22 protein-coding genes and 1 pseudogene are annotated in these 20,787 nt (G+C 70.4%); 12 read left to right on the top strand and 11 right to left on the bottom strand.

Translation table 11 applies throughout. The features are described from left to right. The first annotated feature begins 26 nt into the window (after positions 1 to 26). From ACIPC1_RS37610 to ACIPC1_RS37585, 6 genes and pseudogenes are all read left to right on the top strand, one after another. A complete protein-coding gene (locus ACIPC1_RS37610; protein WP_402525627.1) occupies positions 27 to 257 on the top strand; it encodes a hypothetical protein in 231 nt (76 codons plus the stop codon). Further along, positions 254 to 2,587: a heavy metal translocating P-type ATPase gene (locus ACIPC1_RS37605; RefSeq protein WP_402525625.1), complete on the top strand. Its 2,334-nt coding sequence runs from the start codon at positions 254 to 256 to the stop codon at positions 2,585 to 2,587. The genes ACIPC1_RS37610 and ACIPC1_RS37605 overlap by 4 nt, the downstream gene beginning before the upstream one ends. Then, positions 2,587 to 3,105 (top strand): copper chaperone PCu(A)C, encoded by a 519-nt coding sequence (locus ACIPC1_RS37600; RefSeq protein ID WP_402525623.1) that lies wholly within the window; start codon positions 2,587 to 2,589, stop codon positions 3,103 to 3,105. The genes ACIPC1_RS37605 and ACIPC1_RS37600 overlap by 1 nt, the downstream gene beginning before the upstream one ends. 201 nt (positions 3,106 to 3,306) lie before the next feature. Then, positions 3,307 to 4,002, top strand: a complete 696-nt coding sequence (locus ACIPC1_RS37595; protein WP_402525620.1) for a hypothetical protein — start codon at positions 3,307 to 3,309, stop codon at positions 4,000 to 4,002. 142 nt (positions 4,003 to 4,144) lie between these two features. Beyond that, positions 4,145 to 4,786 (top strand): sigma-70 family RNA polymerase sigma factor, encoded by a 642-nt coding sequence (locus ACIPC1_RS37590; RefSeq protein WP_402525617.1) that lies wholly within the window; start codon positions 4,145 to 4,147, stop codon positions 4,784 to 4,786. 115 nt (positions 4,787 to 4,901) lie between these two features. Next, positions 4,902 to 5,117, top strand: a pseudogene (locus ACIPC1_RS37585) (transcriptional regulator); the annotation flags it as partial. Here ACIPC1_RS37585 and ACIPC1_RS37580 read toward each other — a convergent pair. After that, complete coding sequence (locus tag ACIPC1_RS37580) at positions 5,037 to 6,425, bottom strand: nucleobase:cation symporter-2 family protein (protein ID WP_402525615.1); 1,389 nt, start codon at positions 6,423 to 6,425, stop codon at positions 5,037 to 5,039. The pseudogene ACIPC1_RS37585 and the gene ACIPC1_RS37580 sit on opposite strands and share 81 nt — an antisense overlap. A gap of 291 nt (positions 6,426 to 6,716) precedes the next feature. Further along, a complete protein-coding gene (locus ACIPC1_RS37575; protein ID WP_402525613.1) occupies positions 6,717 to 8,081 on the bottom strand; it encodes an FAD-dependent oxidoreductase in 1,365 nt (454 codons plus the stop codon). Between the two features lie 226 nt (positions 8,082 to 8,307). Between ACIPC1_RS37575 and ACIPC1_RS37570 the strand changes: the two genes are divergently transcribed. Continuing rightward, on the top strand, positions 8,308 to 8,868 hold the full coding sequence (locus ACIPC1_RS37570; RefSeq protein WP_402525771.1) for a DUF6214 family protein: 561 nt from the start codon (positions 8,308 to 8,310) through the stop codon (positions 8,866 to 8,868). A 73-nt stretch (positions 8,869 to 8,941) separates the two neighbouring features. On the opposite strand, the gene ACIPC1_RS37565 is transcribed toward ACIPC1_RS37570, so the two are convergent. Next, positions 8,942 to 9,592, bottom strand: coding sequence for a DUF305 domain-containing protein (locus ACIPC1_RS37565; protein WP_402525610.1), 651 nt, complete (start codon positions 9,590 to 9,592; stop codon positions 8,942 to 8,944). A 194-nt stretch (positions 9,593 to 9,786) separates the two neighbouring features. Here ACIPC1_RS37565 and ACIPC1_RS37560 point away from each other — a divergent pair, with 194 nt between their 5' ends. Beyond that, the gene (locus ACIPC1_RS37560; protein WP_402525608.1) at positions 9,787 to 11,289 is read left to right on the top strand and encodes an LVIVD repeat-containing protein; all 1,503 of its coding nucleotides are present in this window, start codon (positions 9,787 to 9,789) and stop codon (positions 11,287 to 11,289) included. Here the strand turns inward: ACIPC1_RS37560 and ACIPC1_RS37555 are convergent. Beyond that, positions 11,277 to 12,020 (bottom strand): TetR/AcrR family transcriptional regulator, encoded by a 744-nt coding sequence (locus tag ACIPC1_RS37555; protein WP_402525606.1) that lies wholly within the window; start codon positions 12,018 to 12,020, stop codon positions 11,277 to 11,279. The two genes, ACIPC1_RS37560 and ACIPC1_RS37555, sit on opposite strands and share 13 nt — an antisense overlap. 183 nt (positions 12,021 to 12,203) lie before the next feature. On the opposite strand from ACIPC1_RS37555, the gene ACIPC1_RS37550 reads away from it, so the two are divergent. Next, entirely contained in the window at positions 12,204 to 12,449 is a 246-nt protein-coding gene (locus tag ACIPC1_RS37550; RefSeq protein WP_402525604.1) for a DUF2630 family protein, read from the top strand. Between the two features lie 46 nt (positions 12,450 to 12,495). Here ACIPC1_RS37550 and ACIPC1_RS37545 read toward each other — a convergent pair whose 3' ends face one another. The 4 genes from ACIPC1_RS37545 to ACIPC1_RS37530 all read right to left on the bottom strand — a co-directional run bounded on the left by ACIPC1_RS37545 (position 12,496) and on the right by ACIPC1_RS37530 (position 15,582). After that, positions 12,496 to 13,194 (bottom strand): HAD family hydrolase, encoded by a 699-nt coding sequence (locus ACIPC1_RS37545; RefSeq protein ID WP_402525601.1) that lies wholly within the window; start codon positions 13,192 to 13,194, stop codon positions 12,496 to 12,498. A gap of 33 nt (positions 13,195 to 13,227) precedes the next feature. Then, positions 13,228 to 13,911 (bottom strand): phosphatase PAP2 family protein, encoded by a 684-nt coding sequence (locus ACIPC1_RS37540; protein ID WP_402525599.1) that lies wholly within the window; start codon positions 13,909 to 13,911, stop codon positions 13,228 to 13,230. An 80-nt stretch (positions 13,912 to 13,991) separates the two neighbouring features. After that, positions 13,992 to 14,927, bottom strand: coding sequence for a M56 family metallopeptidase (locus ACIPC1_RS37535; RefSeq protein WP_384382433.1), 936 nt, complete (start codon positions 14,925 to 14,927; stop codon positions 13,992 to 13,994). A 109-nt stretch (positions 14,928 to 15,036) separates the two neighbouring features. Next, positions 15,037 to 15,582, bottom strand: a complete 546-nt coding sequence (locus ACIPC1_RS37530; protein WP_402525596.1) for a DUF5134 domain-containing protein — start codon at positions 15,580 to 15,582, stop codon at positions 15,037 to 15,039. Positions 15,583 to 15,816: 234 nt separating this feature from the next. Here ACIPC1_RS37530 and ACIPC1_RS37525 point away from each other — a divergent pair, with 234 nt between their 5' ends. Beyond that, positions 15,817 to 16,437 (top strand): MarR family winged helix-turn-helix transcriptional regulator, encoded by a 621-nt coding sequence (locus ACIPC1_RS37525; protein ID WP_402525594.1) that lies wholly within the window; start codon positions 15,817 to 15,819, stop codon positions 16,435 to 16,437. Between the two features lie 29 nt (positions 16,438 to 16,466). Here ACIPC1_RS37525 and ACIPC1_RS37520 read toward each other — a convergent pair whose 3' ends face one another. Together ACIPC1_RS37520 and ACIPC1_RS37515 are read right to left on the bottom strand one after the other, a co-directional pair. After that, complete coding sequence (locus ACIPC1_RS37520) at positions 16,467 to 17,222, bottom strand: VOC family protein (protein WP_402525592.1); 756 nt, start codon at positions 17,220 to 17,222, stop codon at positions 16,467 to 16,469. A gap of 93 nt (positions 17,223 to 17,315) precedes the next feature. After that, positions 17,316 to 17,702 (bottom strand): VOC family protein, encoded by a 387-nt coding sequence (locus ACIPC1_RS37515; RefSeq protein WP_402525590.1) that lies wholly within the window; start codon positions 17,700 to 17,702, stop codon positions 17,316 to 17,318. A gap of 70 nt (positions 17,703 to 17,772) precedes the next feature. Between ACIPC1_RS37515 and ACIPC1_RS37510 the strand changes: the two genes are divergently transcribed. Further along, positions 17,773 to 18,315, top strand: a complete 543-nt coding sequence (locus ACIPC1_RS37510; protein WP_402525588.1) for a GNAT family N-acetyltransferase — start codon at positions 17,773 to 17,775, stop codon at positions 18,313 to 18,315. A 3-nt stretch (positions 18,316 to 18,318) separates the two neighbouring features. Here ACIPC1_RS37510 and ACIPC1_RS37505 read toward each other — a convergent pair whose 3' ends face one another. Continuing rightward, entirely contained in the window at positions 18,319 to 19,002 is a 684-nt protein-coding gene (locus ACIPC1_RS37505) for a glycerophosphodiester phosphodiesterase (protein ID WP_402525585.1), read from the bottom strand. Positions 19,003 to 19,380: 378 nt separating this feature from the next. On the opposite strand from ACIPC1_RS37505, the gene ACIPC1_RS37500 reads away from it, so the two are divergent. Further along, on the top strand, positions 19,381 to 20,778 hold the full coding sequence (locus ACIPC1_RS37500) for a DUF6421 family protein (RefSeq protein WP_402525583.1): 1,398 nt from the start codon (positions 19,381 to 19,383) through the stop codon (positions 20,776 to 20,778). Positions 20,779 to 20,787: the final 9 nt, after the last annotated feature.

Genomic DNA, 20,787 nt, shown 5'->3' with positions numbered 1-20,787 from the left:
CCTTTCCCGGACCCGACTCCTGCGGTGTGACGCCTCGGAAGTTCATTCCACCGCCCGCCCTCTGCGGCTTCGTCCTGCTCCTCGCCCTGCTCTTCACGGTGTCGTACGCCGCCGGATCCGCCGCCGGTCCCGTGGCGCCCGCCATGCACGGCACCGGCACCGGCACCGGCACCGGCACCGGCACAAAGGACGGTGGCGGTGGCGACGGTGACATGAGCGAAGACATGGGTGACATGCACGGCGGAGGCACGCCATGACCACACAACCCGCGCTCGGTACCGGTCAGTTGGTGGTGACCACCGATCTGACAGTCGGTGGCATGACCTGCGCGGCCTGCGTGCGGCGCGTGGAGAAGCGGCTCGGCAAGCTGGAAGGCGTCACCGCGACGGTCAACCTGGCCACCGGGCGCGCCCACGTCAGCCATCCGCCGCATGTCCGCCCAGATGAACTCGTCGCCACCGTCGAGAAGGCGGGCTACACGGCCGCCCTGCCGAAGGCCCCGAAGCCACGTCAACAGGAGGACGACGGGGAGTCCGAGGACGCGCGGCGCGAGCGGGAACGGCTTGTGGTCACCGCGCTGCTCGCCGTCCCGGTCCTTGTGCTGTCGATGGTGCCGGACCTGCAGTTCCGCAACTGGCAGTGGTTGTGCTTCATGCTGGCCGCACCGGTCGCGGTGTGGAGCTCCTGGCCCTTCCACGTAAGGGCGTTGCGCGGTCTTCGGCACTCGACGGCGACCATGGACACGCTGGTCTCACTGGGCGTGCTGGCGTCCTTCTCCTGGTCCGCGTACGCGCTCTTCCTCGGGGGAGCGGGCGAGCCGGGGATGCGGATGCCGTTCAGCCTGCTGCCCTCCGCGGCGGACGGCGTGGCGCACGTCTATCTCGAAGCGGCCGTCGGCGTACCGCTGTTCGTGCTGGCCGGGCGGTTTCTGGAGGCGCGGGCGCGGCGGGGGACCGGGGCGGCGCTGCGGTCGCTCGCGGGTCTCGCGGCCAAGGAGGTGTCGGTCCGTGAGGATGGCGGCGCCGAACGGAGCATTCCCATCGAGGAGTTGGGGCGCGGCCAGGTATTCGTCGTACGGCCCGGCGAGCGGGTCGCCACCGACGGCGAGGTGGTGGAAGGCAGCTCCGCCGTGGACCTGTCCCTGGTCACCGGGGAGAGCGAGCCGGCCGAGGTGGGGCCGGGTTCGGCGGTCGTGGGCGGCGCCGTCAACGTCGGCGGACTGCTGCTCGTACGCGCCACCGCGGTCGGCGCCGACACCCAACTGGCACACATCGCACAGCTGGTGACGGACGCTCAGGCCGGGAAGGCGCGGGCGCAGCGGCTGGCCGACTCGGTGGCCGGGGTGTTCGTGCCGGTGGTGCTGGCGCTCGCCGTCACCGTCCTCGGCTTCTGGCTCGGCGCCGGAGCCGATCCGCAGGCGGCGGTCACCGCGTGCGTGGCGGTACTCGTCGTCGCCTGCCCCTGCGCGCTGGGCCTCGCGACCCCGACGGCGTTGATGGCCGCCACCGGCCGGGGCGCCCAACTAGGCGTCCTGATCAGCGGTCCCCAGGCTCTGGAGGGGCTTCAGCACATCGACACGGTCGTCCTCGACAAGACCGGCACGCTCACCTCCGGCCAGATGACCGTCGCCCGCGTCACCGCCGTACCGGGCGGCCTGGGACGGGAAGAGGCGCTACGGCTGGCCGCCGCGGCGGAACAGGGCTCGGAACACCCGCTGGGGCGCGCGATCGTGTCGTACGCGCGCCGATCGCTGCCCGGACAGTCGTTGCCGACAGCTGTCGACTTCCGCGCCTCGCCCGGCCGGGGAGTTCGCTGCCGGGCCGAGGGCCGTCTCGTCGAAGTCGTGGCACCCGACGGCGAGTTGCCCACGACGTTGGCGGACGCGCTCCCGCCGGCGGAGGCCGCCGCACACACGCCTGTGTTGGTCCGCGTGGACGGGGTTGCCGAGGCGTTGATCGAGGTCGGTGACGTCGTACGACCCGGCAGTTACCGCGCCGTCGACCGGCTGCGGCGCCTCGGTGTACGGCCGGTCCTCGCCACCGGGGACCGGGAAGCACCGGCCAGGTCCGTCGCCGCCGCACTCGGCATCGAGGAGGTGCACGCCCGCTGCACTCCCGAGGACAAGGCCGCCCTCGTACGGGAGTTGAGGGCGGAAGGCAGCCGGGTCGCGGTTGTCGGAGACGGCGTGAACGACGCCGCCGCGCTCGCCGGAGCCGACCTGGGCATCGCCATGGGCACCGGCACGGACGCCGCCATCGGGGCCGCCGACGTGACCTTGGTGCGCGGTGACATCGAGGCCCTGGGCGACGCCGTACTGCTCGCCCGGCGCACCCTCGGCGCGATTCGCGTCAACCTCCTGTGGGCCTTCGGCTACAACGTGCTGACGGTCCCCCTGGCGATGGTGGGTCTGCTCAACCCGATGGTGGCCGCGGCGGCGATGTCGCTGAGTTCGGTCCTGGTGGTCGGCAACAGCCTGCGGCTGCGCGCCTGGCAGCCGTCACGCGGCCGAGGCCGCAGGTCACCCGGCCGGGGCCGCAGGCCGCTCGACCGAGTCCGCAGCTCGCCGCAACCCGGGAGCCACCAGTGATGACCGAGAACCTCTGGCGTCCGACCCGCCGTCGGCTCGCCGACACCCTGCTCGCCGCGCTCGCGCCCGTCGCCGCATGCGTCGTCGCGCTGGGCGCCCTGACCACCTGGACGGCCTTCGGCAGGGCAGGCACTCCGGCGGAGATCGAGGTCGTCTCCGGACGCGTGTTCCTTCCGTACGGCGACAACCGGGACACCGCCGCGTTCTTCCGGATCTCCAACTCGGGAGACGGCGAGGACAGGCTGCTGAAGGTCGCCTCACCCGCCCTGGAGGATGGGATCGAGCTCAGCCGCCACCGTACGACCGGCGGCGCGGTGGCGTACCGGGACACGGTGGAGTCGGTGACCGTCCCGGCTCGCGGGGGCCTCACCATGTCCCCGCACGGTCTGGATGTGACGCTGCGGGCGGAGGCGGGGTGGCGCGCGGGCGATCTCGTGCCGTTCACGCTGCACTTCCAGCGCAGCGGGGCGGTCAAGGTGGTGGCGGTGGTGGTCCGCCCGACGGAGGACTCACTCTGAGCCGAACGGCGCCACGCCTGCCGGACCAGCTCTGATGCACGTCTGGGCCGGCGCTCTCCGCTGGGAGTCGGTCCGAACGCCCTTTGGGCGCCGGGCAGGTGATGTGTTCTGGATCACCCACACAGTGTTGAGCGTGGAACGGGGGTTATTCCCGTACTGCACCATGACGCATGAGCTCCGGATGCAAGGATGAGCTTCGTCATGATTGCTGGGTGGTGTACTCGCACGGTACGGGCCGCGATGTTCGCGGCCGTCTGTGTGCTGCTCGCCGCCCTGGGGCACGTGTTGATGTCGGGTTCCCCGGTGCCCTGGTGGGCGATGAGCGCGGCAGCCGTGGTGACGGGCGGTCTGGGCTGGTGCCTGGCCCGCCGTGAACGCGGGCTCCCGCTCGTCATGACGGTGGTGGTGGTCACCCAGGGCGTACTCCACTCGGCGTTCTCGCTCGCGCAGTCGGCCGGGGAGTCGATGACGCCGGTCAGGGCCTCCGGCGTGGACGCCATGGGACACGACATGGGTTCCATGCACATGGACGCCATGCACATGGGCTCGATGCACATGGACCCCATGGACATGGGGAACATGACCGCGGACCCCACGGCGCACATGGGCGACGGCATGGGCGGCCCGTCAGCGCTCAGCATGCTCGCCGCCCACCTGGTGGCCGCGCTGCTGTGCGGCCTGTGGCTCGGGTACGGCGAACGCGCCGCGTTCCGCATCCTGCGGGCCCTGACCGGCCGACTGGCCGCACCGCTGCGGCTGCTGCACGCGCTGCCCACTCCGCCGCACCGGCCGCGCGTGCGCGCCGGCCGGGCCTCCTCGGACCGGGCGCCCACCCGTCTCCTTCTCGTTCACGCGATCACTTCTCGGGGCCCGCCGACGGGGACCGCTGTCGTCTGAGACAGCCGGTTCCCCGAGGCGGCGCTGTCGCGTGCCTCGGGTCTCGGCCGTACCTCCTGCGGTCGTACGGCCTCACCCCAGACCGGATCCGTCGCGCCCGGCGCGGCGGTCCGGATCGCGGATGACCCGAGAAGGACACCTGGTGATCACTTCCGCCCTGCCCATTCCGCTCGACGACACGGCGTCGGTCGACGAGTCGATAACCGCCTGGGCGCTGGCCGCCCGCGGCGGCGACCCGGACGCCGTCGAGCGCTTCGTACGGGCCCTGCACCGCGACGTCGTGCGGTACGTCGCCCATCTCAGCTCGGACCCCCAGGCCGCCGACGACCTGGCCCAGGACACGTTCCTGCGGGCGCTCGGCAGCCTGCACCGGTTCGAGGGACGTTCCTCGGCCCGCGCATGGCTGTTGTCCATCGCACGCCGTGCGGTGATCGACAGCTTCCGGCACGCGGCCGCCCGGCCGCGGCTGAGCGACACCCGCGACTGGCAGTTGGCGGTGGAGCTCGCCCAGCCGTGCGACCTGCCCGGCTTCGACGAGGGCATCGCACTCCTCGATCTGCTGGCCGCTCTGCCCGAGGAGCGCCGCGAGGCCTTCGTCCTCACCCAGCTGATGGGGCTGCCCTACGCGGAGGCGGCCGAACTCAGCGGCTGCCCGATCGGCACGGTCCGCTCCCGGGTGGCGCGTGCCCGGGCCACCCTGGCCGCGTTGCTCGCCGAGGCCGGCGAGCCGACGAGGGAGCCGGTCACAACGGCGCACGGGGAGCCGGCCGCCCTGGCGGCCTGACGCCGACCGACTGACGGAACGGGTGCCGGTGACTGCCGAACAGGCAGCGCGCCGGCACCCGTTCGGCCGTTCTGTGCCTCCCCGGTGACGTTTCCCGACGTCGATTCCCGCCACTGTTTCCCGACCACACCTCGATCTGCCGATCACCAAGTCCACGACCGCGCACCGCCTTCGGGTGCTCCGGGAGAGCGGGGTGATCCGGCAGATCCACCGGGGCTCGGCCAAGATGAACGGCCTGCGCCGCGATGACCTAGACGACCTCTTCCCGGGACTTCTCGACAGCCTCGTCACTGCCGCCGTCGGTCGGACCCGCCGGCTCAGGAGCAGCTGAACCGCCCTTGGTGGGAAGGTGGTTGAAGAGCAGATTGAGTACGATCGCCGTCAGGCACCCGGCACTGATCCCGCTGTTCATCACCGTCTGGAACCAGTCCGGGAACTTCTCGTACACCGTCGGCACCCCGACCGGCAGCACGCCGATGGCCACCGAGACGGCCACGACGGTCAGGTTGTGGTTGTCCTTGAAGTCCACCTGGGCCAGCGTCCGCAGCCCGCTCGCGGCGACCGTCCCGAACATCACCAGACCCGCGCCGCCGAGTACCGGAGCCGGTATCGCCGCGACCACCGCGCCCAGCTTGGGCAGCAGGCCGAGCAGGACGAGGATGCCGCCCGCGGCGGCGACGACCCAGCGGCTGCGGACGCGGGTCATACCGACGAGGCCCACGTTCTGTGCGTACGCCGTGTAGGGGAAGGTGTTGAACAGCCCGCCGAGGACGGTCGAGAGGCCGTCGGCCCGCAAGCCGTCGGCGAGCGACCGCGGCTCGATCTTCCGGTCGGTCATCTCACCGACCGCAATGAGGTCACCCGTCGTCTCGGTCATCGTCACCAGCGCCACGACCAGCATCGAGATGATCGCCGAGGCGTGGAAGCTGGGCGCCCCGAAGTGGAACGGCGTGCTGATCCCGACCCAGTCGGAGTCGCCGACCCCGCCGAAGTCCGTGAACCCGAACGGCACCGCGACCGCGAGACCCACCGCGATACCGATCAGCACCGCGATCCGGCTCAGAAAGGCAGGCGCGAACCGCTGCACACCCAGCACCACGGCCAGTACGAAGCCCGCGAGCGCCAGGTTCTTCGGCTCACCGAAGTCCGCCGCGCCCGCGCCGCCGGCCGCCCAGTTGCCCGCCACCGGCAGCAGCGAGACCCCGATGATCAGGATCACCGTGCCGGTGACGAGCGGCGGGAAGAAGCGGAGCAGCCTCCCGAAGACGGGCGCCAGCAGCACGATCGCGAGACCCGCGACGATCACCGAACCGTAGATCGCGGGCAGTCCGCCGCCCGTCGTCCCGATGAGGACCATCGGCGAGACCGCCGCGAAGGTGCAGCCCTGCATGATCGGCAGCCGCACTCCGAAGCGCCAGAAACCCACGCACTGGATCAGTGTGGCGATCCCGCACACGAGTAGATCCGCGGTGATCAGATACGCCATGTCCGCGGGCGACAGCTTCATCGCCCCGCCCACGATCAGCGGAACCGCCACCGCCCCCGCGTACATCGCGAGCACGTGCTGGAGTCCGAAGGCTGCCAGCTGGCGTACGGGTGGGACCTCGTCGACGGGATGCACGGGTGTGGTGGTTGCCATGGTTACTCCAGGAGCAGCGGGATTGCGAGGTCGCGGGGACGCGGAGCTTTGGGGGGCAGCATCAGACCGTAGGCGACTTGAACAGTTTGTTGATTTCTGGCTTGTTGCCGACGTGTGTCCTACCCACGGAGTTCCCGTCACCCCTGCCGGAGATCCGTGACACACCCACTACAGCCTGCTGCACCCCCGCCACGCCCTTGCCGTCCGCGCCGCCTCGGTCCCGCCACGCCCTTGCCGTCCGCGCCGCCTTGGTCCCGCTACGCCCTTGCCGTGCGCGCGGCGGCGGTCCCGCTACGCCCCTGCCGTCCGTGCTGCCGCGGCCAGCAGCGAGGCCCAGTCCGGAAGCTTGACGATGCGCCGCCCGAGCGAGGCGCCCAGTTCCGCCTCGGCGCGCTCGATCGCCTGCCATCCCGCCCACTCGACGGGCGTCAGCCCCTGCGCGCGCAGCGCCACGAGCGGATCCTCGGGCACTTCCCGTCGCAGGAGCATCTCGGCGTCCTGGAGCAGCGAGGTCACCGTCTCCTTGGCGCACGGCCGGTTGGTGCCGATGACGCCGGTCGGACCTCGCTTGATCCAGCCCGCCACGTACTCACCGGGTGCGATCGCGCCGTCCCGTACGACGCGTCCCGCGAGATGCGGCACCGTGCCGAGCCGCGCGTCGAACGGCAGCCCGTCCAGCGGCACTCCGCGATAGCCCACCGAGCGCAGCACCAACTGCGCGTCGATGTCCTCGTACCGGCCCGTGCCCGTGACGCCGCCCTGCCCGTCCGGCACCGTCCGCTCGAAGCGGACCGAGCCCACCCGCCCGCCGGTTTCTTCGCCGACGAGCAGTTCGACGGGGCGCAGGAAGAAGCGCAGCCGGATCCTGCGCGCGGCGGGATCCCGTGGGGGCGCGGAGGCCCAGCCCCGCAGCACCTCCACGTTCCGGCGGTTGGCGGCCGGCAGCCCGGAGGGATCGGTGTAGGCCGGATCCAGCTCCAACTCCCGTGGATCCACGACGATTTCGGTGTCCGGCAGGGCGCCCAGCTCGCGCAGCTCCTTGGTGGTGAAACGGGCCTGTGAAGGGCCGCGCCGCCCCACCATGCTGATCTCCGTCACCCGGCTCGCGGCCAGCGCGGTGAGCGCCGACTGCGGCATGTCGGTGGGGTTCAGCTCGGCCGTACCGCGGGCCAGGATGCGGGTGACGTCGACGGCCACGTTCCCGACGCCGATGACCACGGCGGACCGTGCACCGAGCACGAATCCCTCGGCCGCGGAGTCGGGGTGCGCGCTGTACCAGGACACGAACTCGGTCGCCGACCAGCTGCCGGGCAGCTCCTCGCCGGGCACCCCGAGGTGGCGGTCGGTGGCGGCGCCCACGCAGTAGACGACCGCGTGGTACAGCTCGCGCAGCCTGGACGCAGGCAGTGCGTCCGGGCCGATCCGGACGCCGCCGAGGAACCGCACCCGCTCGTCCTCCAGGACCGACCGCAGATTGTTCTGGAGGGACTTGATCTTCTCGTGGTCGGGCGCCACGCCGTAGCGGACCAGGCCGTACGGGCAGGGCAGCCGGTCCAGTACGTCCACCCGTACACCGGGTACCTGACTCTGCTGGACGAGACCCTGGGCGGTATAGACCCCGCTGGGACCCGAGCCGACGACGGCGACACGCAGCACGCGGAACTCCTTGTCCGAAACCTGAACAGTTCGAGGAGATCGCTGATGGCTCTTCCAGGATCGCACCACTGGTGCTCCGCTGACAGGGTCGGCGCACGGCTCGTGCGAGCGTGTCCGTTCGTATGGAATGTGATCATGCGGTTACGTTCCGTATGTGCTAGAAGCATCCTCTCTTAATCTGTCCGATCGCCTGGGTGACTCCGACCACCGCGGTCCCGACGGTGCCGTGTCGGTGTCGCCCGCGTGGCAAGTGCGCGAGCGCCATGGGGTGACCTCCTGGTTCGACGTCCGGCTCGCCTTCGCCGACGGCGCCCGGGTCGACCTGCTCGCCGTGGTGTGCGAGGGCGCTGTGTCGATCGAGGACGTGCGGGCCCAGCCCCCGCTCTCCCTCGGTGACCTGGACCTGCTCGCCGACTGGATCGAGGAACCGCTCGCGGAGGCGTGCGGCGCGCGCACCGCGCCGACGTGCGAAGGGGCGTGCGGGGAAGGGCTCCCGCACGAAGCGCCATGCGCGGAAGGGCTCTCGCGCGACGGTTCGTGCGGGGAAGGGCTCTCGCACGACGAGTTCTGCGAGGAAGAGCCCTCGCACCGCGCCCGGCCCGTGTGGCCGCGCGGTGTCGAGGGCCGTCGGCTCGTCGCCGAGGAGTACCTCGCGGCTCAGGGCGACGGCCGCGACCCGGTGCTCGCGGTGATGGATGTGACCGGCCACAGCCGCCGCAGGTCGCTCAAGCTGATCGCCGGGGCACGCGACGCGGGGTTTCTGACGCCACGTCACGTACGCCGCTGAGGACGACAGTTGGCGCGGCGGTCGCGGCACCGACGGCGATCGCCTCCGACAGGGCGACGGTGACGGCGTGCGGTTACGACATGTCCTGCATCCTGCCGATCTCGCTCGTCTGCTGGGCGATCACGTCGTCGGCCATTTCCTCGATCTGGATGTTGTTGCCCTGGGCCTTCACATCCGTCGCCATCGTGATCGCGCCCTCGTGATGCGTGATCATCAGCGTCAGGAAGAGCTGGTCGAACGCCTTGCCCTTGGCCGCGCGCAACTTCTCCAGCTGCGCCTCCGTCGCCATGCCGGGCATCGCCTCGTGGGCGTGCTCCGTGGCGGCGCTCTCCCCGTCGTGCGCCTTGAGCCAGCTCTCCATGGTGGTGATCTCCGGCCCCTGTGAGGCGGCGATCCGTTCTGCGAGCGCCTTCACCGAGCTCGACTCGGCCTGTTTCGGGGCGAGTTCGGTCATCTCCAGCGCCTGAGTGTGATGCTCGATCATCATCCGCGCGTATGCGAGGTCCGCCGAGTTGGGGGTGTCGTCGTCCGTCCGCTGTTTCGCGGCGTCCTCGGCGGAGAGAGTCTGAGCCGCCTCACCGGGCTTGCCGGGCACGATCACCGAAGCCCCGCTCGTCGTGGGGGACTTGGTCTCGGTATCGGAGTCACAGCCTCCCAGCGCGAGCACGACGACCGCCAGCGACGCTGTGACCAGGGACGCGTGGGACGGACGGCGGAAGAGCACGGTGACCTCCTGAGGCGCACGAACGGGCGAACACCTCAAGGGTGTTGAGGACTTTCCTAGCACGCTAGTGAACCTGGATGATCAGAAACTTTCATTACGACTGCGTTGCCTTCTGTTGATCGGTGCATGGCGAAGACGATACTGCGGGGTGTGCGTGAACCGTTCGACTGCGAACGGCTACAAGGGAGGATGCAGTGACCCTGTTGAAAGACCCCCGAACGCGGCACAGACGCCTCGGAGTTGCCGCGGCCGCGGCCGGACTCCTGGCCGCGCTGCTCACGGCCGGCCCGGCGGCCGCGATCCCCGACCCCGGGGACAGTCCCGCCGCGCAGGAGAAGGTCTCCCAGAGCGACGAGGCTGTCGCCGAGGCGGCCATAACGAGTGGCGAGATACCCGGGCAGGACGAGATCGTCCACTCGGACAACATCGAGCACCTCGCGAACATCCCCAAGGATGCTCTGCCCAACTTCAATTCGGACCTTGCCTTCCAGGGCAACTACGCCTTTTCCGGCAACTATGACGGCTTCCGCATCTTCGACATCCGGAACCCGAAGGCGCCGAAGACGGTCGCGCAGGTGCTCTGCCCGGGCTCGCAGAACGACATCTCCGTCTCCGGCAACCTGCTCTTCCTTTCCACCGACTCCTCGCGCAGCGACAACTCGTGCGCCAGCACGACGCAGCCCGTGACGGAGAAGTCGTCGTGGGAGGGCATGAAGGTCTTCGACATCACCGACAAGGCGAACCCGAAGTACGTGGCCGCTGTCGAGACCGCCTGCGGCTCGCACACCCACACGCTGGTGCCGGAGAAGAAGAACGTCTACATCTACGTCTCCTCGTACTCGCCGAACGCCGCCTACCCCGACTGCCAGCCGCCGCACGACGGCATCTCGGTCATCAAGGTGCCGCGCAAGGCCCCCGAGAAGGCGGCAGTCGTGGGCTTCCCCGTCCTCTTCCCCGGTGAGGGACCGGACGGCGGCGGCAACCCGGGCTCGCCCACCAACCCGGGTGTCTCCAAGACCACCGGCTGCCACGACATCACGGTCCTGCCGTCCAAGGACCTCGCCGCGGGCGCCTGCATGGGCGACGGCATCCTCTTCTCCATCAAGGATCCGGAGAACCCCAAGGTCATCGACAGGGTCCAGGACAACGTGAACTTCGCGTTCTGGCACTCGGCGACCTTCAACCAGGACGCCGACAAGGTGGTGTTCACCGATGAGCTGGGCGGCGGTGGCGCGGCCACCTGCAACGCGGCCATCGGTCCGAATCGCGGCGCCGACGGTATCTACGACATCGTTGGCAAGGGTGACAACCGCAAGCTCGTCTTCAAGAGCTACTACAAGATCCCCCGCTACCAGGCCGACACCGAGAACTGCGTCGCCCACAACGGCTCGATCATCCCCGTCGAGGGCAAGGACATCATGGTCCAGGCCTGGTACCAGGGTGGCGTGTCCGTCTGGGACTTCACCAACTCGGCCGAGCCGAAGGAGATCGCCTACTTCGAGCGCGGCCCGCTGAGCACCAGCACGTTCTCGGTCGGCGGCTCCTGGTCGGCGTACTACTACAACGGCTATATCTACTCGAACGACATCATCAAGGGCTTCGATGTGCTGAAGCTCAGCGACCGGCGCACCGACCCGGCGAAGCGGGTCAAGCTGCCCGAGCTCAACGTCCAGACGCAGCCGGACTACTTCGACTGATCGTTCAGTCGATCGGACCGGTCGTCGGACTCACTACCGGAATCACCACCGGACCGAGGACCGGGCTGATCGGCCGGCTTTCGGTCGGTCGCGAAGAACCGTGACAGGTCCGTGTCGCACGTCCCGCCGGGCACCTCGGTGTCCGGCGGGACACCCAACGCCCTTTCCAGCCCGTACCGTTTGAACAGTTCGGCCCGCAGCGTCGGGATCGACATCGGGACGCCCGGCACCACGGCCGCGTACACCGAGCCCATGAGCAGTGCGCGCAGCATCGGGTAGTCGGTGGCGGCGTCGGGTGAGCCGAAGCAGGCGACGGTCTCGCCGAGCAGCTGCGCCAGACGCTGCTGATCCGGGCACTCCACGAATCCCTCGGGCTGGAGGATCCCGGCCATGTGCTGGCGCATCAGCACCGGTTGATCGCGGGCAAGTCCCAGAATCGCGTCGATGGCCCGCGCCATCCGCTCCCGGCCGTCCTCGGTGTGCGGCTCGCGCTCCAGCGCCTCTTCCAGCGTGCGGTGCATCAACCGGTGCACGGCGGACTGCACGAGCTGGCGCTTGCCGGGGAAGTAGTACGACACCAGTCCGCGCGCCGATCCCGCGCGATCCGCGATGTCGCCGAGCGTGGTCGCCTCGTACCCCTGCTCGCTCACCAATTCCACCGCGGCTTGTAGGAGCCGTTCCCGGGAACGCCGCCGCAACTCTTCGTTGACGGACTGGCTGCGCGGGGACATTCTGAAACTCCTGCGTTGACTGGCTGTCAGCCAACTATACTCAGGTTGTCCGGACCAAGCCCCTCCGGGGGCTGTTTCGGGCTGCCGTCCGCCTCGGGTGACGCGGGGGATCATCCGAGGCGGACGTGCGGGGCGTGAACGGTCTCCTTAGAGTGGGCTGGAGTGCCGAGGAGGCGGGTCGACATGGATCAAGATCAGATCCTGGCCAGGATCACGGCGATGGTGGACGACGAGCGACGCCTGCGCGACGCCCTCGCGTCCGGGCAGATCGACAGCTCGACCGAGCACGAGCGGCTCGGACAACTGGAGCGCGATCTCGACCAGTGCTGGGACCTGCTGCGCCAGCGGCGTGCGAAGTCCGAGTTCGGTGAGAATCCGGACGAGGCACGGGCCCGTCCTTCCTCGCAGGTCGAGGACTATCAGGGCTGAGGCGACGCTTGAAGGAGCGGCCCAGAGCGCGAGCCGCGCCGGGACGTCAGCCGGTCAGGCCGAGGACCGGCCGCAGCCCGTCCGGACGCTCGGCCACCGGCAGATGGTCCACGAAATGTATGGCGCAGCCCAGGGCCGTCGCACCGCCGTCCGCGCGCCGGTCGTCCCCGACCATCAGCGTGTCCTCGGGCGCCACCCCCAACGCGTCGCAGGCGACCGCGAACAGCCGCGGATCCGGCTTCTGGATACCGTGTTCGTACGACAGGACGTACACGCCGATGTACGGGTCGAGCCCGTACGCACGGAAGACGGGCCGCAGATCCCAGCCGATGTTGCTGACCACACCGACGGCGATCCCGGCCTCGCGCAGCGCGCCCAGCACCCCCTCCGCGTCCGGGTAGGGCCGCCAGGCGTCCGGACCCATATGGCGTTCGTACAGCGCGTCGTGCAGCCGGGGATCGGGCAGCGCCACCCGACGGGAGAGCGCGGTGTAGGCGGCCCGGTGCGACTCGGCGCTCTCGTCCCGGATCGCCCACATACCGCTGAGCTCGTCCGGCAGCGGCTCTGCCGGGGAGGCCCCGCCGGGGAGCGCGCCCGCCGACTCCAGGTCCTGGGCGGCGCGGATCAACTCGGCCTCGGGCAGCGGGATGTCGGCCTCCGTGAGCACCGCCCGTAGCCAGGACTCGGTCGATTCGACGCGGAAGAGCGTTCCGGAGAAGTCGAAGAGCACGCCTTTGATCGTCATGAGGGAGATCCTTCGCGGCGCGGCCCGCATCGGTCAAGGCCGCTTTGCGGCAGGCCACCGTTCGTACGAGGCCATCGCCAGCGCGACCATCAGCGCCCCGAGAAGCCAGCCGCCCACGACGTCCGACGGCCAGTGGACGCCGAGCCAGACACGGGTCAGACCGACACCCACGACGGAGACGACGGCCAGCGCGTACGCCGTACGCCGCAGGGTGTCCCCGGCGTCGTACAGGTGCAGCAGCCACAGCAGCAGCCCGCACACCACCGCGGCCGTCATGGCGTGGCCGGAGGGGAAGGCCGCGTAGTGGGCGGAGTCGACGGGATCGGGCCAGACGGGGCGGGCGCGGCCGATTGCCGACTTCAGCCCCTGCTGCACCACTGTGCCCAGCACACATGTGGCCGCCACCCATAGGGCCAGCCACCATGCGTGGTGCCGCCACACCAGCCAAACCACGGCGGCGGCACACAGTGCACGCATGGTCCAGGGGTCCCACACCCAGTCCGTCAGGATGCGGAACGCATGGGTGAGGCCGGGTTCGTCGACTGCCCAGGGGTGCGTGGTGCGGGCGATGTGTCCGTCGAGGGTGAGCAGTGGCTGCCAGGAGAACGCGACCAGCAGGAGAAGCAGCAGGGAGGGCAGGGTGAGCGCCGCCGCCGTGAGTGCCGCGGTCCGCGGGCCCGGTGTGCGGGGAGGTGCGTCGACAGGCCGGGAGTGCATGGGGTGATCCTCGCCGATGTACGGGGCCGGAATCCAACCTCGGGGCGCCCGGGGAACTCACGGGTCGCTCAGATGTCTGGTTACCCGAGCGCCCGCAGCCCCGGTACGAACGTCACCAGGAGCGGGATCACCGGCACCAGCGCGGCCGCCGCCGTCAGCCGCAGGCGCCGGGCCGCCGTGAGCCGGTCCGGAGGAGTGAGGAGGCGGTGGACACGGTGCGGGACATGGGCCTGCGGGGTGGGGCAGGGACCGAACACCCCCCGGTCCTCGTTGAGTTCCACCAGGGCGAGGGCGATCGTGAGGCGGCCGAAGCGGCGCGAGGCCATGTCGTCGGCGGAGAGTTCGACCAGCCGGTGCATCTCGTCGCGGAACGCGGCGAACACCGGAACCTGCGGGAATCCGTTGGCCAGCGCGCCCGAGCAGTGCAGCAGCCAGTCGTGCCGCGCCCGCGCGTGCCCCTGCTCATGGGCGAGTACGGCGTCCAGCTGAGGTCCCTTGAGGCGGCGCAACGCGCCCGTGGTGACGACCAGCCGGGGCGCCGCGCCGGGCAGCCACCAGGCGTCCGGGCGCACCCCCTCCAGGACCACCAGACGGTCGGCGGCCGGCTCCTCACCGGGCAACAGCGGGGCGCGCAGAAGGAGTTCGGCCCGGCTCTGCCGACGGCGGGCCCGGGCCCCCGCGATCTCACGGACCAGCATCGCCGCGGTCCACACGCCACCGCACGCGAGCGCCACGGCGGTCGTCGCGGCCCAGGGACTCCCGGTGCTCAACGCATAGGCGTCCACGACCGAATGCGGCGCCGGACCGAACACCTGGCCCCGCACCACCAGCCACGCGGCGGCCGCGCTCAGCGTCATCGACAGCGCGCAGCACAGCAGAACGGCCGCGACCACGCACTGCCACGCCCAGAGGGCCACCACCGGTTCGCGGTCCACCCAGTCCGCCCTGGCGAGCAGCCGCGGAGCGACCACGGCAGCCAGTGCGCCGAGCAGCAACAGTGCCGCGGGGACCATCATGGCCGAAGCCTATGAGCGGGGTGTCGCCGGAGGATACGGGCCACGACGGCAAAGTGACGTACGCCACGGTCTTGTCGCGGCAACTTCCCGCGGTCGGGAGGCTTCGCTCTCAGAGCGTGACCAGCATGGCCAGCATGGCTATGCCCATGGACAGCCGACACGCCTGTGACAGTTCGGGGCGGTCGGCCCAGCCGACGGTCCCGGCGCCGCCTCCCACGCTCCCCATCGGCAGGAGGCGCAGACCCGAGCGCAGCACATACCCCGTGAAGTAGAGCAGGAGCGCCCCGGTCAGCAGCGGCACCCCCGAACCGCCGTGGCTGTGGTGGCCCGGAGCGGTGGCCATCACCTCCGCCATATAGACCATCGCGCAGGCGCCCACCAGGTGGTGCACATGGTGCGGGCTCGTACGGGCCACCCACAGGGCGCGTACCGCCGCCGCGCCGAACACGGCCGCGTAGGCGAGCCAGGCCCAGCGCGGTGGCGCGGCCACCGCCGCGGGCACGGCCATCGCGGCCATGCCGAAGGCCATGAGCGCCTCACCGCCCGCGGCACGGCGTTGTTCCTCGACGGAACTGCGCATCCGCAGGAGGCAGTAGGCCCCGGTCGCCGCGCACAGCACGACGAGCAGCCAGCCGGGCGAAGCCGGTCCACGCATCGGGCACCTCCCCGCTCGACGGGCGTCGGACAGTCGGTCAGGGCATGCCCGGCTCGGGCGGGGCGCAAGCGAGCGCAAGGGTGTACATGGGGGAGCGTTCTGAGCGCATTGCAGCTGAGTCGGTGCAGCGCGCCTGGCCGGAGAACCGAGTGATGCCGGTGGAAGGCGCCGTACGCCGTACGCTCGCGGCGTCGGTACGACGGCAGGGTCTGCACTCCTGGAGGGCGCACAGGCATGACGGCAGCGAACGGGCGGACGACGGACGGGAACGCCCATATGGGACGGGGAGAGGGGGCGGACACCCGTGCCGGGCATGTGGGGGTCTCGGAGAGCGACTCCGGGGTGGTGGCACCCGACGACACCATGGCCGCGGTCGTACGGCAGTGGCAGGCGGTGCGGCCCGACCTCGACACCGGGCCCATGGAGATCATCGGACGTATCAACCGCTGCGCCGCCCTGCTTCAGCAGGCGGAGGACGCTCCGCTGCGCCGTGCCGGACTCACCCGCCCCGAGTTCGACGTCCTGGGCACACTGCGGCGGACCGGACATGAGCTGACCCCGAGCGAGATCGCCCGCGAGACGTTCTCCTCCGGTGCCGCCGTCGCCAAGCGCCTGAAGCAGCTGACCGAGCGAGGCCTGGTCGAACGGCGCGGCGACACCCGTGACCGCCGGGTCGCACACGTCCGGCTGACCGACGAGGGACGCGACCTGGTGGACGGCGTCCTCCCCGAACAGCTCTCCTACGAGACGACAGTCCTGTCGGGCACCGATCTGGGCCGGCAGCGCGAACTGGCCGACCTGCTGGCCGAGTTGCTCGGCCAACTGGAGAGCCGACTCAGATTGCCAGGCGCCTGAGTCTCCGGGAGTTACCCAAACGGCACCCCCTAGCTCTCCTGGTGGATGCCGAAGGCGGCGCCCTGCGCGTCCCGTACGACGGCGATCCGTGGGCCGTGCGGCACGGACATGGGCTCCATGAGCAGGTGGCCCCCCGCCAGGAGGGCGGCGTCCGCGGTGGCGTCCACGTTCTCGACGGCGAAGTAGGGCAGCCAGTGCGAGGGGACCTCGTGCGGGAACTTGTCGTCCATCGTCACCATGCCGCCGAAGTCGGCGCCGTCGACACCCCACTGCGTGTAGTGCTCCGAGGCGTTCACCGTCCAGTCGAACACCGTCGTGTAGAACTCGGTGACCCGGTCGGGGGCGCGGGTGAGCAGCTCCACCCAGCCGAGGGCGCCCGGGGCGTTGAACAGTCCCGCGCCGGGGAAGGACCGCGCCTGCCACAGCTGGAAGGCGGCGCCGCCCGGGTCGAACGCGACCGCGAAACGGCCCTGGTCGAGCACGTCCGTCGGGGCGAGGGTCACGGTGCCGCCTGCCGTCTCCACCGCGGCCACGGCGGCGTCCGCGTCGGCCACGGCGAACGAGACGTTCCAGGCGACGGGCTGCGACTCCTGGTGCAGCGGCGCCAGCCCGGCGACCGCGGCGTCGCCGATATGCGCCACGGTGTAGCAGCCCGTCTCCTGGCGCGTGTCCGTCTCCGGACGCCAGCCGAACAGGTCGGCGTAGAAGCGCTTGGCCGCCTCCGGATCGCTGGTCCCCAACTCCGTCCAGCAGGGTCCGCCGGTCACCGGCCTGTCGAGCTTCATGAGGTTCCTTCCGCAGCGAGCCCCCTCAAAACGCTAGTCCCGGGCCTCCGGGGCGGCCATCCGAAGGCGCTGCCGCGCAGAGAAACCCGGGCCTCAGGGCCGGTGACGCAGCGGATGGTCCGCCGGGATCTCCACGATCACGATCTCGGTGCCGTCCGGATCCGCGACCCACATCTCGATCAGCCCCCACGGCTCCTTCACCGGCGGCCGCAGGACCTCGACACCGGCGGCCGTCAGTTCCTCGTGCGCCACCTTCGCGTCCGCGACCTGGAGCCACAGCTTGACCGCGGGGGACGGCAGGGACTCGGAGCGCCCCGCGACCTCCAGGAAGCCGCCGCCGAGGAAGTAGACGGTGCCGCGTTCGGGGCCCGTACCGAACTCGCGGTAGACGGCGAGCCCCAGCTTCTCGCCGTAGAAGACACGGGAGCGCTCCGGGTCTGTGGGGCGCAGGAGGGTTCGGCTGCTCAGTACATGCACCATGCAGCGGAAGCCTAGAGGAGGGTTACGCTCGGCGGTGCCCGAGCCGCGCCACCGAACGGAGAACCGCTCCATGGACACCACCGCCTCCTGCGGACCGACCTTCCGCGATGCCACCGACAGCGATGTCGACGCCCTGGTGGCGCTGATCGAGTCGGCGTACCGCGGGGACTCCAGCCGGGCGGGCTGGACCACGGAGGCGGACATCCTCGAAGGGCAGCGGACCGACCCCCAGGGCGTGCTGACGGTCATCAAGTCGCCCGACAGCCGGCTGGTGACCGTCGAGCGGGACGGCGCGATCGTGGCCTGCTGTCAGCTCGAACACCGCGGCGACCACGCCTACTTCGGCATGTTCGCGGTCAGCCCCGCACTCCAGGGCGCGGGCCTCGGCAAGGTGATCATCGCCGAGGCGGAGCGCCACGCGCGCGAGGTCTGGGGCGCCGAGGAGATGCACATGACGGTGATCTCCGTACGCGAGGACCTCATCGCCTGGTACGAGCGGCGCGGCTACCGCCGTACGGGAAGGATGACCCCCTTCCCGTACGGCGATGAGCACTTCGGCGTTCCGCAGCGCGAAGACCTGCAGTTCGAGCTGCTGGTCAAGTCGCTGGTGTGACGTTCACGCGGTGAAGCGGCCGGTGCGCTTGATCTCGGGATAGTCGGTGGTCGCGCCGTCCAGTCCCAGGGCGCGCACCAGCCGCAGCTGGTCCTGGGTGTTCACCACCCAGCCGATGATCCGCAGGTCGGCCTTGCGGGCGCGCTCGACGACCTCCAGGGTCAGCCGGCGGATGTTGAGACAGACGGTCGCGGCGCCCACGTCCACGGCGCGGTCCACCACGTCGGTGCCGTACCGGCTCGCGATCAGCGCGGTGCGGGCGCCCGGCACGAGCCGGGCGATCTCGTCGATCGCCTCGTCGTGGAAGGACGACACCTCGACCTGTCCGACCAGATCCCGCCGGTGCATGACCTCGGCCAGCGCCCGCGCCGCCGCCACGTCCTTGATCTCGGCCTGGAGCGGCGTCGTGAGGGCGTCAAGGACCTCCTCGAAGACGGGAACGCGCTCACCGCGCCCCGCGTCCAGCTGGCGCAGCTCGGCGAGGGTCTTCTCGGCGATCGGCCCCGACCCGTCGGTCGTACGGTCCACTTCGGCGTCGTGCATGACGACGAGTGCGCCGTCCTTGCTCAGGTGCAGATCGAGTTCGATCAGGTCGAGGCCCGCGTGCTGGGCGGCGACGAAGGAACGGAGGGTGTTCTCGGGTTCGACACCCATGACTCCGCGGTGACCGATGGTGAGGAAGTTCAAGACGCGACTCGCTTCCGTCGACGGCGGCTCGGCTCGCGCGTGGTTCCGACGGCGGCGCCCACGCGGCAAGGCCGCAGCCTAATGGCCCTGCTGCGCGATGTACCCGCTCGTACGCGGGCCAATGACCCCGCCGGTCAGGGAAGACTCTCCCCGCGCCGCCGCGCCGGGTCACTCCGCGGTGGGCGAGTCCCGGCAACGGTTGACTCCGGCGCCGCCCGCGCCGCATTCGGCGGTAGTAACCGCCTGAACGGTTTCCAGCAGGAAAATTAGCGGTGAAGATGCTGGTGCGCAGGATAATGCCCCGAGTTCCCGCTTGTGGGAAGGAAGTCCGTTCGCATACGGTGTTCTTACGCGAGGTTCTCCTGTGGAGGGTGGGACATGACGGAAATTCTTGTGCGGGTAGGTGCGGAGGGGCAGGTTCCGTCCGTAGCCAGCGTGGTGGAGCACCCGGCATGGCCCGTGCTCAAGGGTGCCGTGGAGGCGATCCGGCCGTGGCAGGCCAAGGACGGCTCGATCGACTTCGGCGCGGAGGGCGCGCCGGACGTGTCCGACGCGGATCTGGCCGTACGCCGTGCCATTGACGCGATCGAGCGGCTCGCCCCGCTGCTGCCGCACGACGCCGCCTACCACGAGGCCCTCGTGAAGGATCTGGGCCGCTGGGCCGACGGGGGCTTCCAGGTGCCCGACTTCCTCGACTCGCTGCTGGCCTTCCGGCCCGCCGCACACCGCGAGGACGGCCTCCAGCACCTGGTCGTGTTCCCGATGTACACGCAGAACGGCAACCCGGACCGCAACTTCGAAGCGGTCGTGCTGCGCATGGTGTGGCCGGACTGGCTGGCCGAGCTGGAGCGCACCCGCTACGACAACCCGCTGTTCTGCGGCATCACCTTCGAGGACTTCACCGCGGGCTACGACACCAACTCGGCCGTTCTCTTCCCGGAGACCATCGCCGTGCGCGAGGCGCCCGAGCGCTTCTCCTGGGGCGGCATCTTCTGCGACCGCGAGGCCGCCCGCTTCCGCGCCGTCACCGATGCCGCCGTCGGCATCCTCGGACTGGAGCTGCCCGCGGACATCGCTGCGATGGTCGAGGACCAGGAGCGCTGCGAGCAGGCCTTCGTGCTCTGGGACATGGTCCACGACCGCACCCACAGCCATGGAGACCTGCCCTTCGACCCGTTCATGATCAAGCAGCGCCAGCCGTTCTGGATGTACGGCCTGGAGGAGCTGCGCTGCGACCTCACCGCCTTCAAGGAGGCCGTGAAGCTGGAGGCCGACGGTTTCCCGCAGGGCCGTGACGTGCAGTACGCGGTGCTCTTCGACCGCATGTTCCGCTTTCCCGTCACCGGCGAGCGCGTCCGCAACTACGACGGCCTCGGCGGCCAGCTGCTCTTCGCCTACCTCCACAAGCACGACGTCGTCCGCTGGACCGACAACAAGCTGCACATCGACTGGCAGCGCGCCCCGCAGGTCACCAACCAGCTGTGCGCGGAGATCGAGGACCTCTACCGAGCCGGCATCGACCGCCCCAAGCTCGTCCACTGGTTCAAGGCGTACGAGCTGGTCGCCACCTACCTCGCCCCGCACCCGGGCTCCCGCTGGGCCAAGGGCCCGGACGCCCTGGACGTGACCCAACCCCCGCGCAAGCTTGTCGACGACGTGCTTCCTGACGAGTTTCCCCTGAGCATGTTCTATGAGGCGCTCGCCAAGAAGCTCAAGCACGTGATCGCCTCCACCAAGGGCATCACCGCGGCGAAGTCCGAGCAGGTCGCCGCGTGAGTGCCGGTG

Source organism: Streptomyces sp. NPDC087263 (genome assembly GCF_044744645.1).
Taxonomy (GTDB): domain Bacteria; phylum Actinomycetota; class Actinomycetes; order Streptomycetales; family Streptomycetaceae; genus Streptomyces.
Note: the sequence above shows the minus strand (reverse complement) of the source record. Positions and strands in the feature narration are given on the sequence as shown.